At 71.1% G+C, this 13,826-nt stretch carries 11 protein-coding genes and 1 tRNA gene; 4 read left to right on the top strand and 8 right to left on the bottom strand.

The window, feature by feature from the left end:
• Positions 1-45: 45 nt before the first annotated feature.
• Together ACFZCY_RS02495 and ACFZCY_RS02490 are read right to left on the bottom strand one after the other, a co-directional pair.
• Positions 46-1,554 carry an aminopeptidase P N-terminal domain-containing protein gene (locus ACFZCY_RS02495; RefSeq protein ID WP_391168758.1) on the bottom strand — a complete coding sequence of 503 codons (1,509 nt, stop codon included), beginning with the start codon at positions 1,552-1,554 and terminating at the stop codon, positions 46-48.
• A gap of 76 nt (positions 1,555-1,630) precedes the next feature.
• The gene (locus ACFZCY_RS02490) at positions 1,631-3,196 is read right to left on the bottom strand and encodes a SpoIIE family protein phosphatase (RefSeq protein WP_391168756.1); all 1,566 of its coding nucleotides are present in this window, start codon (positions 3,194-3,196) and stop codon (positions 1,631-1,633) included.
• A gap of 574 nt (positions 3,197-3,770) precedes the next feature.
• Between ACFZCY_RS02490 and ACFZCY_RS02485 the strand changes: the two genes are divergently transcribed.
• A complete protein-coding gene (locus ACFZCY_RS02485; protein ID WP_391168754.1) occupies positions 3,771-4,445 on the top strand; it encodes a bifunctional DNA primase/polymerase in 675 nt (224 codons plus the stop codon).
• 435 nt (positions 4,446-4,880) lie between these two features.
• Here the strand turns inward: ACFZCY_RS02485 and ACFZCY_RS02480 are convergent, their stop codons facing one another.
• The 3 genes from ACFZCY_RS02480 to ACFZCY_RS02470 form a co-directional block, all read right to left on the bottom strand.
• Positions 4,881-5,849, bottom strand: coding sequence for a DUF5926 family protein (locus ACFZCY_RS02480; RefSeq protein ID WP_391168753.1), 969 nt, complete (start codon positions 5,847-5,849; stop codon positions 4,881-4,883).
• A 158-nt stretch (positions 5,850-6,007) separates the two neighbouring features.
• Entirely contained in the window at positions 6,008-6,724 is a 717-nt protein-coding gene (locus tag ACFZCY_RS02475) for an ATP-binding protein (protein ID WP_391169380.1), read from the bottom strand.
• A 65-nt stretch (positions 6,725-6,789) separates the two neighbouring features.
• The gene (locus ACFZCY_RS02470) at positions 6,790-7,623 is read right to left on the bottom strand and encodes a glycerophosphodiester phosphodiesterase family protein (RefSeq protein ID WP_391168751.1); all 834 of its coding nucleotides are present in this window, start codon (positions 7,621-7,623) and stop codon (positions 6,790-6,792) included.
• A gap of 217 nt (positions 7,624-7,840) precedes the next feature.
• Between ACFZCY_RS02470 and ACFZCY_RS02465 the strand changes: the two genes are divergently transcribed.
• The 3 genes from ACFZCY_RS02465 (at position 7,841) to ACFZCY_RS02455 (ending at position 10,535) form a co-directional block, all read left to right on the top strand.
• A complete protein-coding gene (locus tag ACFZCY_RS02465) occupies positions 7,841-9,403 on the top strand; it encodes a trypsin-like peptidase domain-containing protein (protein ID WP_391168750.1) in 1,563 nt (520 codons plus the stop codon).
• Positions 9,404-9,442: 39 nt separating this feature from the next.
• Positions 9,443-9,529 (top strand) — tRNA-Ser (locus tag ACFZCY_RS02460).
• Positions 9,530-9,776: 247 nt separating this feature from the next.
• Complete coding sequence (locus ACFZCY_RS02455; RefSeq protein ID WP_391168749.1) at positions 9,777-10,535, top strand: PDZ domain-containing protein; 759 nt, start codon at positions 9,777-9,779, stop codon at positions 10,533-10,535.
• Between the two features lie 149 nt (positions 10,536-10,684).
• Here ACFZCY_RS02455 and ACFZCY_RS02450 read toward each other — a convergent pair whose 3' ends face one another.
• The 3 genes from ACFZCY_RS02450 to ACFZCY_RS02440 are packed head-to-tail and all read right to left on the bottom strand — an operon-like array spanning position 10,685 to position 13,733.
• Positions 10,685-12,076, bottom strand: coding sequence for a tyrosine-type recombinase/integrase (locus ACFZCY_RS02450; protein WP_391168748.1), 1,392 nt, complete (start codon positions 12,074-12,076; stop codon positions 10,685-10,687).
• Positions 12,070-12,279: a helix-turn-helix domain-containing protein gene (locus ACFZCY_RS02445; protein ID WP_391168747.1), complete on the bottom strand. Its 210-nt coding sequence runs from the start codon at positions 12,277-12,279 to the stop codon at positions 12,070-12,072. Before ACFZCY_RS02445 ends, ACFZCY_RS02450 begins: the two co-directional genes overlap by 7 nt.
• On the bottom strand, positions 12,237-13,733 hold the full coding sequence (locus ACFZCY_RS02440) for a replication initiator (protein ID WP_391168745.1): 1,497 nt from the start codon (positions 13,731-13,733) through the stop codon (positions 12,237-12,239). The genes ACFZCY_RS02445 and ACFZCY_RS02440 overlap by 43 nt, the downstream gene beginning before the upstream one ends.
• Positions 13,734-13,826: the final 93 nt, after the last annotated feature.

Genomic DNA, 13,826 nt, shown 5'->3' with positions numbered 1-13,826 from the left:
GCGGGGGGAGCGGCGCCCGCCGCTCCCCCCGCCTCGCCTTCGGCCTCAGCTCCGCTGGGCGATGATCCGGGCCATCCACGCCTCGACGTCATCGGCGGACCGCGGCAGCCCGGCCGACAGATTGCGGTTGCCGTCCTCCGTCACCAGGATGTCGTCCTCGATCCGGACACCGATGCCCCGGTACTCCTCGGGCACGGTCAGGTCGTCCGGCTGGAAGTAGAGGCCGGGCTCGACGGTGAGGCACATGCCGGGCTCCAGCGTGCCCGCGACATAGGTCTCGGTGCGGGCCACGGCGCAGTCGTGCACATCCATGCCGAGCATGTGGCCGGTGCCGTGCAGTGTCCAGCGGCGCTGCAGGCCCAGCTCCAGGACGCGCTCGACCGGGCCCTCGACCAGGCCCCATTCGACCAGCTTGGTGGCCAGGACGCGCTGGGCGGCGTCGTGGAAGTCGCGGTACTTCGCGCCCGGCTTGACCGCGGCGATGCCCGCCTCCTGCGCCTCGTACACCGCGTCGTAGATCTTCCGCTGGAGCGGGGTGTAGCTGCCGCCCACCGGCAGGGTGCGGGTGACGTCGGCGGTGTAGAGGGTGGTGGTCTCGACCCCGGCGTCGAGGAGCAGCAGGTCGCCGGAGCGGACCGGGCCGTCGTTGCGCACCCAGTGGAGGGTGGTGGCGTGCGGTCCGGCGGCGCAGATCGAGCCGTAGCCGACGTCGTTCCCCTCGACGCGGGCGCGCAGGAAGAACGTGCCCTCGATGTAGCGCTCCGAGGTCGCCTCCGCCTTGTCGAGGACCTTCACCACGTCCTCGAAGCCCCGGACGGTCGAGTCGACGGCCCGCTGCAGCTGGCCGATCTCGAACTCGTCCTTGACCAGGCGCTGCTCGCTGAGGAAGACCCGCAGCTCCTCGTCGCGCTCGGCGGTGACCTTGTCGGTCAGCGCCGCCTCGATCCCCGCGTCATGCCCGCGCACGACGCGCACCGGGCCGGTCGCGGTGCCGAGCTGGTCGGCCAGCTCCCGTACGTCCTTGGCGGGCAGGCCCAAGCGCTGCTCGGCCTCGCCGAGGCTGTGCCGCCGCCCGACCCACAGCTCGCCCTGGCCGTCCAGCCAGAACTCGCCGTTCTCCCGGTTGGAGCGCGGAAGGAGGTACACCGTCGCCTTGTGGCCCCCGCCCGCGTCCGGCTCCAGCACCAGGACGCCGTTCTCCGTCTGGTCGCCGGTGAGGTACGCGTACTCGGTCGCGGCACGGAAGCTGTACTCCGTGTCGTTGGAGCGGGTGCGGAGGTTGCCCGCGGGGATGACCAGGCGCTCGCCGGGGAACCGCGCGGAGAGCGCGGCACGGCGGCGGGCCGTGTCCGGAGCCTGTTCGATGGGGCTCAGGTCGTGCAGCTCGGTGTCCGCCCAGCCGGACTTCATGCTCTCGGCAAGCTCGTCGGAAACGCCCGGGTAGAGGCCGTTCTTCCGCTGCTTGATGGGCTGCTCCTCGGCCTCCGGGGTCTCCGGGGCGTCAGGAGTGGGCTCCTCGGTCACGTCATCCTCCTCGAACTGGACCTCTCCCATGGTAGATCCGGGGTACGACGCCCGGGAGACGTCATGGGCGCCGCCGATCAGTCGCCGGCCCCCCCGACGCCGCCGGTCAGTCGAAGTGGGCGACGAGCAGGACGAGGTCCTCCGCGCCGTCCCCCGCGTCGGGCCCGGGGCCGGCGTCCCCCTCGGCCTGGTCGCCGGGGGCCCCGGGGAACATCGCCAGCAGCACATGGTCCGCAAAGGCGTCCGGGTCGGCGCGCACCGCCCTGGGGGCACCGGCGGCCGCCGCGTGCAGCCGGGCGAAGGCCCGGTCCATCGGCTCACCGGTGCGGTGGAGCAGCCCGTCGTTGTAGAACAAAAGCGTTTCCCCGCAGCCGGGCTCGATCTCCACGCTCGGCGCCTCCCAGCAGGACAGCATGCCCAGCGGCGCGGACAGCGTGGTCTCCACGAACTCCGTACGCCGCTCCCCGGTGATCAGCGGCGGGCAGTGCCCCGCCCCGGCCAGCAGCACCCGGCGCACCCCGGGCTCGCAGTACGCGAACAGGGCGGTCGCGGAGCGCGCGGGCTCGGTGAGCCGCAGCAGCAGTTCCAGATCGGAGAGCACGGCGACCGGATCCTCGCCCTCCATCACGGCGTACGCGCGGAGCGAGGCCCGCAGCCGCCCCGTCGCGACGATGGTGCTCGGCCCGGAACCGGTGACCGCGCCGACCGAGAGGCCAAGGGCGCCGTCCGGCAGCGCCAGCGCGTCGTACCAGTCCCCGCCGCCCCGCGGGCCGGGGCGGTGACGGACGGCCAGGCGCACCCCGGGAAGCCGCGGCAGCCGGGTGGGCAGCAGCTCCTCCCGGACGGTCGCCACGGTGGCGCGGGCCCGGGTCAGCTCGATCAGCCGGATGAGGTGGGCGGCGGCGTAACGGCAGTACAGCGCCACCAGATGACGCTGGTGCTCCTCGGGCTCGGCCGGTTCGTCGTAGAGCCAGGCGACCGCGCCGAGCCGCCCGGCGGGCACGCCCGCCGCGCCGGGGACACCGGCCGGTGCGGAGCCCTGCGCGGCGCCCTGCCCCGCGCCCGGCGGCGTACGGCCGCCCGCGCCCGGGGACGCGTCCTCGGCGGCGGGGGCGGGGACGATGGCGAGTCCCGGCCCGGGGCCGGGGAAGGGGTCCAGCGGGACCGCGTAGCTGGCGGCGAACCCCAGGCGGGCGGCGACCGCGCGATGGAGCGGAGGGAGACCCGCCTCGCCCGCGATGTCGGGGTGGGTGACCTCGGCGCGCCGCTTGCCGCCCGGCTCGGGCAGCCCGTCGAGGAGATGGCCGCCGGGCGCGGAGCTGCCCGGGATCGTCTCGATCTGGCCGAGGTCGGCGCGGCCGAGGCCGAGGCCGACGGTGGTCACCGGGCCCTGCCCGTCCGCCGGTTCGAGCGCGACGAGCCCGCGCTGCGCGCCCACCAGCGCGGCGCCCGCGCGCAGCAGCTCCCGCAGCGCGTCATCGAGGGTGCTGGTATGGACCAGCCGCTCGGTGAGTTCGTGAAGCGTCGTGAGATCCGACACCCACCCGGCGAGCCGGTCCTGAACCCCGGGTTCCGGCGCGGCGAGGGGTGGGCTGATGGGATCGGCAGTTTGCGTGGGTGCGGGGAGGGAAGAATCGATTTCAGCCACTTTCGGCGGATGGGGCGAGCTCATGGACCACTGCCTTCACCCGCCGCGCCCAGCTTGCTCAATAGCATCGCAAACCCCCTGTCATGCTGCGCCGCTACTGTGCCGCTACTGTCTCCAGATGTACACGTACGGGAGAGGCGATGTCCAGCATTGTCCCGGTGGTCTTGTTAGTGTCTGTGGGGAATTGAACTTGGCCGAAAAAGAGTCGCTACGCAGCCAATTTGAGGTCGACTGACGTCATTCGACAGCGCGTCGTCTCCATCGCGGCGGGTACACATTCGGAGAGGGCCTGGGGCAGTTCGGACCGCCCCGGAACCCCGTGGCCGGTCCAGGCGTCATAGACCACAACGGCCGCGCCCCTCCCCGAGTGGCGAGGAAACGCACCACCCAGGACGGTAAGCGCCATGCGCGCGCCACCCCTCGCCACGTTCCACGCTCGGCCCGCGGCGTGATGCGCTGCCTTGTACGCGCAGTGACTTGTGATCCATGTGCTGTGAGTGGCCGAACGATGCCCCACAGCGCCACGTAGTGCCATGTGAAGTGCCATGTAGTGCGAACGGATACAGCCCTCGGCGTTAACGGAAAGGAACGAGCGCTCATGCGCGAGATCCTCGGAAGGCGACGCAAGTTCTCGCTGCGGCGCGGCGCACGCTCGCCGCTGCTCCGCGCGGCGCTCACCTGCGCCACCGAGTGGCAGTGGCCCGTCCTGCCGGGTATCGGCCTCCAGTCCGGCGGCGGACGTATGCGGGTCTGCGGCTGTCCCGACCCGGAGTGTGCGGTGCCGGGCGGGCACCCCTTCGACCCCGTTCTCCTCGCGGCCACCACCGATCCGCGCATGGTGCGCTGGTGGTGGACCAACCGCCCCGGTGCGCCGCTCCTGCTGGCCACCGGCAGCACGGCCCCGTGCGCGCTCAGCCTGCCCGCGGTCGCCGGGGCCCGGGCGCTGGCCGCCTTCGACCGGGCGGGCATCCGGCTCGGCCCGGTGGTCGCCACGCCCACCCGCTGGTCGCTGCTGGTGGCCCCGTACTCCCTCGAAGAGCTGGGTGAACTCCTCAACCGCCAGGACTGGGTGCCCAGCTCGCTGCGGTTCCACGGCGAGGGCGGCTATCTGGCGCTGCCGCCGTCGCAGACGGGTCTTGGCCGGGTGCGCTGGGAGCGGGCGCCGCAGCGCCGCCGCGGGCGGCCCTGGCTGCCGGAGGTGGCCACCGTGGTGGACGCGCTCGTCGAGGCGAGCAGCAGCGCGCCCGACGGGGGCAGCCGGCTCGCCTACTGACCCGGGCGTTCGCCGCCACTGACCCCGGCGTTCGCCGCCCTCGTCACATGCGTCGGCGAAATTTGTCAACCACATACGACAACGGCGCACGCGGCGCGGCCACCGGCCTCGCCGCGTGTGGTGCGTTCGGGTGATCTTCGGCGGCCTGGTGGCGTCGGCCCGAGGCCCGCCTGCGTACCTTGCGGCCGGGGGCAACTCCCGCGGCACCGCGGCCGGTTGGCCCGTACCGGACCCGTACGTTCCGGTTCCGGACATGCAAACGCCCGGTCGCTGGCGACGGGGGATGCACCAGCGACCGGGCTTTTAGAACCGTAACAAGAGATCGGCCCTAAGCAAATTCGATCGCGGATTTCCGGACGTGTATTTCCAGGCCGTACCCGCGAGTTGTGAGCAGGGTCACGCCGTCCGGGCGCCCGGACGGCCCCGCCCGGACCCTCAGCTGAGCGTCACCTGACGGTTGGTGAGACCGCCCCGCGCACGCCGCTGCTCGGGAGTGAGCGGCTCGTCCGAGGCGAGCGCCTCGCCCAGCCGCTCCGCCAGCTCCGCGGCGGGCTTCTCGGTCTCCTCCGCGCCCATGCCGCGGGGCAGGTCCCACACCGGCACGGTGAGCCCGTGGGCCCGGAAAGAGCCCACCAGACGGGTGTTGTCGCCCAGTGAGGACGCCCCCGCCGCATGCAGCCGCGCGAGCGCGTCGAGCAGCTTCTCCTCCGGGTGGGACATCACCCAGCGCAGGTGGTTCTTCTCCGGCGTCTCGCACCAGTAGGCGGCCTCCACACCGGTGAGCCGGGCGGTGGGGATCGCGGCGGCGTTGGCCCGTTCCAGGGACGCGGCGACCTCCCCGGTCGCGTTCGCGGCGTCCTCCAGCCAGAACTCGAACCCTTCGTGCAGGGTCGGCGTGAAAGCGCCCTTCGGGTCGAGCAGATCCTGTAGGCGCGGACCGTCTCCGGGCACCCGCTGGGCGGACACCGGCGTGCCCGGCTCGGCGGTCAGCGCGCGCCGCAGCGTGTCGGCCAGATCGCGGCTGAGGTCGCCGGAGGCCGTGTCGTTCTGCAGACCGACCAGCACGGCACCGCTGTCCCGGCGCAGCGCGGGCCAGGCCATCGGCAGCACGGTCGCCAGGGTGACCGACGGCACGCCCTCGGGCTGGCCCTCGGCGAGGGCCAGCCGGACGGTCGCGGCGGGCACCAGCTCGCGCAGCGCCACCCAGTCGCACTCGTTGGGAAGCCCCTCGAAGGGCCGCTGCACCAGCTCGGTGACGGAGTGGGCGGCCTCCCGGCCGTGGCAGGCCTTGTAGCGGCGGCCCGAACCGCACGGGCAGGGCTCCCGCGCACTCACCACGGGGATGTCGCCCGTGGCGCCCCGTGCTCCTGCGGCCTTCGTCTGGGGGCGGCGCTTCTTGGCCATGGTGTGGCTGTCTCCCGATCGTGGCGGCTCAGGGCTTGTGCGTACGGCTCGCATACGGGCCCGTATCGGCGCGTACGTCGTCGTAGTCGTACGGCTACACGTACGGGCGGGAGCCTAGCCCGTCGGCCGAACCTCGTCGGCGAGATGCGCCGCGTCGCTCACGCCGACTCGTCCAGATCGGCGAAGCCCAGCTCGCGGTCGAAGTCGGGATCGATGTTCGTGTCGATGTTCGTGTCGATGTTCGTGTCGATGTTCGTATCGATAACCGGGTCGATGTGCGGGTCGAGATTCGCCACGAGGCCTGCTCCGGCACCGGCGCCGAGGCCCGCGCCGAGATCGGTGGACAGCATGACCCGGCCGGAGAAGCCGGTGTCGGCCGGCAGGAGGGCCCATACGGTGACCTCGCCCGTGCCGTCGCGCACGCCCCAGTCGTCGGACAGGGATCTGATGATGTTCAGCCCCCGGCCCCCGCGAGCCGTGACGGAAGGTTTGGCTGGAAGTGGCCTTGTAGGGCCACCGCCATCCGTGACTTCGACCATCACCCGATCGTCTTCATCGACGCTCCACGCCGCGCGAACCGTCCCGCCGCCAGGGTCGGAGCGCCATGGGCTGCCATGCCGCCACGCATTGCTGAGCAGTTCCGAAAGGATCAACACTGCGTCGTCTATGACCGAATCCGATACCCCAGTCCTGCCCAGATCACTGCGCATCCACTGTCTTGCCACGTGGACGCCCGCAGGACCATGGGGTACGGCCATGGTCGACGACGTCGGCACCTTCTGTGCCACCACCAACGCCACCCCCGAGACCTCCTTAGCCCCACGCCAGGGGATGGATGCCCCGACGGGCTGGAGCGGAAACCGGCCAAGTGGCATCGTGTGACGCACTCGTCACGATCGAATACGTAACGAACGCGCCGGTGCACGCCTTGTAATGCCCACTATGAGCGCCCGAGTTGGGACAGCACCCGTTTAGGGCGATTCGTGATCAGCGCGTCGACCCCCAGTCGCACGCACAGCTCGACATCGGCCGGTTCGTCGACGGTCCACACGTGCACTCGGTGCCCCGCGCGCTGCAGCCGTGTCACATACGCCGGGTGGTTGCGCACGATCCGGATGCTGGGCCCGGCGATCCGTACCCCGGGCGGGAGCTGTCCGTCCCGGTGGCGCGGCAGGACGAACTGCATCAGATAGACGGTGGGGATGGCGGGCGCCGCGAGCCGCACCCGGTGCAGCGAGCGCGCCGAGAAGCTCATGACGCGCACTGGCGGCGGCTCGCCGGGCGGCGGCGCGTCGAGCCCGTACCGGCGCAGCAGCCGGATCAGCCGGTCCTCGACCTGGCCCGCCCACCGGGTGGGGTGTTTGGTCTCGATAGCCAGTTCGACATGGCGTCCGGCGTCGGCGATCAGCCCCAGCAGCCGTTCGAGGGTGAGGACGGACGTGCTGTCGCGGCTGTTCCGGTCCGGCGCCTCCTTGTCGGTGGCCTGACCCTTCCAGGACCCGAAGTCGAGGGCCGCGAGATCGGCCAGCTCCAGCCCGGAAACCGCGCCGCGGCCGTTGGACGTGCGGTCGATGCGCCGGTCGTGGACGCAGACGAGGTGGCCGTCGGCGGTCAGCCGGACGTCGCATTCGAGGGCGTCGGCACCGTCCTCCAGCGCCCTGCGGTACGCGGCCAGGGTGTGCTCCGGCGCGTCCTCGGAGGCCCCGCGGTGGGCCACGACGGACACGGTGTGCGGACCCGGGCGGATGTCCCGGTCAGAACGCGCATAGGTCACCGAGTTATGGTGCCACCGCCCGGTGTCCATCGGTGGAAGGTTCCGCTTCCTGTCGTTGCCCGGAATGGCGATAGGGCGAATTGTCCGGGATAAAGGGTGGTAGTCCACACGGCCGCCGCTCCTTACGGCGGTCTGACGCGCTGTGGGAAAAGCTGACAACGGTAATACGTACGCGTGGGCCGTCATGGAAAACTGTCGTGCACCTGAGGAGACAGCTGTGAGCACCGAGAACGAGGGCGCTGCCGTACCGCCTGCGGCCGGGCCGCAACCGGCCCCTCCGGCGCCGCACCCGAACCCCGCGGTGCCGCCCGCGCCGGACTTCGAGCCCACCGCGGGCGCGAAGCCGGCCGCGCCGGACGCGCCGATAGGTCCGGCCCCGGACCAGACGGCGCAGGCGGGCGGCCCGGCGCCGTCCCCCGCCCCGCCGGCCCAGCCCCCGGCCCCCAGCCAGCCCCCGGCGGCGTTCGCGTCGACCGGCGCGGGCGACCCCGGCGGTGCCCCCGGCTACGGCGCCCCCGGCTCCGGATCCGGACCGTGGCCCTCCGACGGCGGACAGCCGGACGGCCCGGGTTCCGGCGCCGAGGGCGGCGGGCCCGGCGGACCGGGCGGCCCGTGGGGAACCGGCCCCGTACCGCCCCCTCCCGCGACGCCGGAGCGCAAGCCCCGCGGGCTCGTGGCCGCCGTCCTGGCCGCCGTCCTGGTCGCGGGCGGCATCGGCGGTGGCGTCGGCTTCTGGGCCGCCGACCGGGAGAACGACAGCGGCGACACCACCACCGTCTCCGCCGCCGGCAACCCGAAGGCGGAGAGCCGCGCCCCCGGCTCCGTGTCCAACATCGCGGGCAAGACCCTGCCCAGCGTCGTCACCATCGAGGCGCAGGGCAACAACGGTGAGGGCGGCACCGGCACCGGCTTCGTCTACGACAAGCAGGGCCACATCCTCACCAACAACCACGTCGTCGCCTCCGCCGCCGACAACGGCAAGCTCACCGCCACCTTCTCCAACGGCAAGCGGTACACCGCCGAGGTCGTCGGCAAGGCCCAGGGCTACGACGTCGCCGTCATCAAGCTCAAGAACGCCTCCGGCGCCAAGCTCAACCCGCTGCCGCTCGGCAACTCCGACAAGGTCGTCGTCGGCGACGCCACGGTCGCCATCGGCGCCCCCTTCGGCCTCTCCGGCACCGTCACCACCGGCATCGTGAGCGCCAAGAACCGCCCGGTCGCCTCCAGCGACGGCGGCGGCGGCAACGCCTCCTACATGAGCGCCCTGCAGACCGACGCCTCCATCAACCCCGGCAACTCCGGCGGCCCGCTCCTCAACGCGGACGGCGGCGTCATCGGCATCAACTCGGCCATCCAGTCCGCGGGCAGCGGCAGCGGCCTCGGCGAGTCCCAGCAGTCCGGCAGCATCGGCCTCGGCTTCGCCATCCCGATCAACACGGCGAAGACCGTCGCCCAGCAGCTGATCAAGACCGGCCAGCCGGTCTACCCGGTGATCGAGGCCACGGTCAGCATGAAGGACTCCGGCGCCGGCGCCACGATCGCCGCCAACGGTGCCGGCGGCAGCCCCGCCGTCGTCCCCGGCGGCCCGGCCGCCAAGGCCGGCCTCAAGTCCGGCGACGTGATCACCAAGCTCGACGACACCGTGATCGACAGCGGCCCGACCCTGATCAGCGAGATCTGGACCCACAAGCCGGGCGACAAGGTGACCCTCACCTACAAGCGCGACGGCAAGACCTCGACGGTCGACGTCACCCTGGGGCAGCGCAAGGGAGACAGCTGACACGCTAGGCTGATCCCCGCGCCCCCAAGGGCGGCGCGGGGAGGCTTGCCCGAGCGGCCTAAGGGAACGGTCTTGAAAACCGTCGTGGCAGCGATGTCACCGAGGGTTCAAATCCCTCAGCCTCCGCGCAGGTCAGCGAACTAGCTGGTCAGAAGGGGTGCCCCGAGTCGAGGGGCACCCCTTCTGCATGTCCGCTGTCTCACCCTGTGCCGCCGGAATCCCACCGCTGACCAGCGCGTGTGGACCAGGCGTGGACCAAATCAAGGACCTCAGGACATGGTTCCTCCTCCGTTGAGTGGGCCGAGCCCGAAACTCAAGTTGCGCTCTGGTTCGGGCTGGGACATTTGGGCCCCTACGACCAGGAAGGCTCCTGATGATCCGTAAGTTCCGTAGAGCATGCGGTGTTCTCGCCCTGGGCACCGCCCTGTTCGCAGCCGGAGCGGCTGTGCCCGCCACCGCGTTCTCCGCGTCGGCAGCGGCGTCCGCCCCCTCTCAGGTGCGTTCCCTGCCCCCTCAGCAGAACGTCCCCGACCTGGACGCAGGCGGGCCGGAGAAGACTGTCGACTATCCGCCGGACGGACAGCGGTACAACCAGCCCAGCTCCATCCAGATCCAGGCCCCGCCGTACACCCGCATCACCGGGCTGGACCTGCGATGCACGGGGATGTCGTGTCCCGTGCAGATCGCCGCCGACGGCAGGTCTGCCACGGCTCAGGGCTCGGCCAGCACGTGGGACTTCCTCCGGCCCTACACCGTCCACCTCGTCGCCGACATTGATGCTCCGCTGGCCGGGGGGACCTTCAGCGGCACCTTCACCCTGAACGGGGCGACCCAGCCGCTCACCGTGCACATCACCCCCGGCATCCAGGGCATCATCGCGGGCAACCTCAAGAACACCAGCCCTCCTGGCGGAGGCGTACGAGTGCTCGCCGTTGATCCGGGCAGCAGCACCGAGGCCGCAGGGCTCCTGCCCGGTGATCTCATCACCGAAGTCGCGGGAATCCTCACCCCCACCATCAACGACCTCGATGCGGTCCTCAGCGGTAAGAGGTCGGGCGCCACCTACCCGGTCGTCGTCAAGCGCGCAGGCGTACTCGTGACCCTGAACATTCCTCTGGACCCGGAGCCGTAAAACCCCAAAACCACCGTCAGAGGCCCCGCCGCGCTGAGCCCTCGTGGTCCCAGGGGCGGATGCACCGTCTGGCAGCGCCAAACCGGCCGGGCTGGCCCAGGTTTCCTTTGGGCTTGCCCGGCCGGAACAGCGTCGGCAGCGTGCCCTCTCTACTCGTCCTCCGCCGCTTCCAACGACCGTTCTATCTGCTCGTTCGAGCGTTGCTGATTGCGCTGGATGACCTTTGCGTAGAACCGGAACAGGACGGCGATACTGTGCCCGGCCCGCCGGGCGACCTCGGCGGGAGGCACGCCCGATTCGAGCCAGAGCGAGACGCCAGCGGCCCTGGCCGAGTACGGCTTCTCGGCCAATGGAGTCTGGGCCTCTTCCTCTGACAGCACGACGAGGCGCGTAGCTTGCCAGACCTCGCCGTACTCCTTGGACAGGATATGACCGCCACGGTGGGCCCGGAACAGCCGACCGTCGTCCGCTGTGCCGTACGTCTCGATGTGTTCCCGCAGCATGCGCACCAGCACCGGAGGTATGGGCACAGTGCGGGTGGCCTTCCGGGCGCGTCGTTTGAGGCCCCTGGTATCGAAGGACTCTCCGCTGTCCGTCCAGGACGAGCCGACCCGGGGAGTACTGCCGGACAGCACCAGTTCGCCCCAGCCTTCCTCGGGGAGCTTGCAGGCTGACTTTCGCAGGTAGGTGATCTCGGCTGGCCGCATGGCCGCGTAGTACAGGCACCCGAAGAAGGCGCGCAGGTGCTTCCCTCGCTCGCCCTGCTCGCCAGCGGCTGTGATCAGCCTCTTGGCCAGGCGTGGGCCGGGTACGAACCGGAAGTCGATCTCGTCGTCTGTCTCCGGCGCCTTCCAGTCCACCTTGCCCAGCGGCAGCGACCCCAGCACGCCACGCTCCACCGCGTACCGCAGGGCGTTGCTGAAGACGGTCTCCTTGCGATGGATGGTGTTCTCAGCAGCCCGCTTCCCGTCCAGCTTGAGCGTCAGCGCCTCCAGGGCGGTGCGGAGTACCGAAGGCGTGTCGAGGTCGGTCACCTTCACGGACTTCCGCGCGATCCACCGGAGCGCCGCTGTGATCTCTGCTGGCGGCTCCTCCACCTCGTTCCGGGGCTTGAGCGCGTCCCCATCGCCCCGAAAGGTGAAGGCCCACGAGTACAGGGCCCGTCGCAGAACCCTCTTGTCCGGAGCCCCGCGCTCGTCCGTCACCAGCTTGGGCGTGATCGTGGCCAGCGCGTCGGCTATGCCCGCACGATGCTTAGCCGACGCGTCGGGCCACTTCATGGCCGCGTAGGCGCAGGCGTGCACGAACCAGGTCGGGGAGTTCCGTTCGGTCAGTTCCGAGGCGGGCAGCCCGGTCTCCACGTCGAACTGCTCGCGCTGCCGCAGCGCTGACAGCAGCTCGGCACGGCGACCGTCCGCCTGAGCCTTGAGGGTGTAGCTCTTGGAGTGCGGCTTGTATCCGACCCGCCACCGGAGCTGGTACGGCTTGGCTCGATTCGCTCGCTTGCGGATGCTCCAGACCTGAACGTCGTACGTCAGCACGCGGGCACCTCGCAGTCGTCCAGCCAGCGATTGAGGTCCGAACGCCGGACGCGGATCTGCCCGTTGGGCAGCTTGAGGCACCGAGGAGCGAGACCACGAGCGCGCATCCGGTAAAAGGCGGCTCGCGACATCTGGATCTCGGCGAGCACTTCCCCCAGTGTCAGGGTGTTGGAGCGGATCGGGCGTGACGTGTTGACGGCCACGGGTCTCCTTCGGTCTTGCGGCGTTCGGCTTCGTCGCGGGCTTGCGCGATGTCGTGGCGTACCTGGGCGGCGAGGAGTTCTTCGCCAGGGCTGTAGCCAGACGCCAGGTAGCGCCAGTGGGAGACGACGAGGGTGGTCTCGTCGCTGATCTCGGGGGCGTCGTCTGCGGCGCGGGCTTGCTCGGTCCGCCAGGCCCGGCGGACGTCGCGCAGTGCGCCGAGGGTGGTGGAGTAGCGACGCGATTTGCTGGAGAAGTGGCCCCGGAAGCCGAGCATGTGGGCCCACTTCCAGAGCTTGAGGTCGGCGAACTCGGGCAGGTGGCCGAGGTCCCAGGCGGTGCGGATCATCTGGCGGACGTGGCTGTGCACGCGCAGGTCCGCGATGGGTTCGGACTGTCCGGTGCCGTCGCACTGGTCGCATAGGTCCCGGAAGCCGTCCGGGCCGCGTTGGTAGCCGCGTCCGGTGCAGTGGGCGCAGCGCAGGGAGTGGTCCACGGTGCCGGAGTCCTCGGCGCTTTTGGTGGCGTACTTGGCGACGTAGGCGGCTACCTTCTGGTCGGTCAGCTCGCCGTCGCCCAAGGCCGGGATCTCGCGGATTCGGAGCTGCTTGCCCCACTTGAGTTCGCGTTCGCCGACGGCGTCGGAGTCCACGGTGACTACGGCGCGCTCTACCGTTTCCTTGATCGCGAGGGTGAGGGCATCAGCGGTCGCCCACGCGGGTGGAGGCTGATTGCTGCCTTCTGGGCCGTCGAGGCGGATCACGGCGTGGAAGTGGACCAGGCCGCGCTGCTGGTACTCGGCGACCTTGGCGAAGGAGACGCGCACGGAGGCGTTCAGCGCCTTCTGGGTGATGCCGAGGTGTGCGGCCAGTTCGCGGCGGAGGTAGGTAGTGAAGCGGGCCCACAGTGCTCCGGCGTGGGCGTTCCACAGCACGGCTCCGGTGTAGTCGTAGGCGGCCGGGAACAGCGGGGTGCCCAACACCGGGTCGTCGGCGAGGTGGTGTTCGCCGCAGCGGCAGATCCGACTTTCGCCCGCGTCGGTGGTGCGGTGGTTATGAACCGGCCCGAACGAGGGGGCCGTGAGGGTGACGAACAGGCGAGGGTGCGTGCGGACGGTCTCCGGCACGTTCTTGCCGCCGGAGAGTCCGGCCCGGATCAGGTGGTATGTATCGGCGGCGTAGAGGCGGGAGCAGGAGGGGCAGCGGGATGAGCGGCGGTTGCCGCAGGCGGTGAGCAGGCGCCCGGTGGGTTCGTTGGCGGTGCTGTACGAGCGGAGCACGGTGTCCGTCGCCGCGTCGCGGGTTTCGGTGGAGCCGACGAGTTGCACGGGTCGGGTGCAGCCGCGGACTTGGCTGATCTGGTCTTGGATGCGGTCGAAGTTGGGGTGGTGGGCGAGGTGGATGAGGTCCCGCAGGGCCAGGCTCGCCACGTGGCGCAGGTCCAGGGGGGCTTTCACGGGTGACGCGTCCTTCCGGGAGAGAGGGCCCCGAGCGGCACTCGACTTGGGGCGGGTGCCGCTCGGGGCATGACGGACCAAGCCCGGGTGGGC

The organism is Streptomyces sp. NPDC007983 (assembly GCF_042958345.1).
Lineage (GTDB): Bacteria > Actinomycetota > Actinomycetes > Streptomycetales > Streptomycetaceae > Streptomyces.
This window is presented reverse-complemented; position numbering and strand designations above follow the sequence as displayed.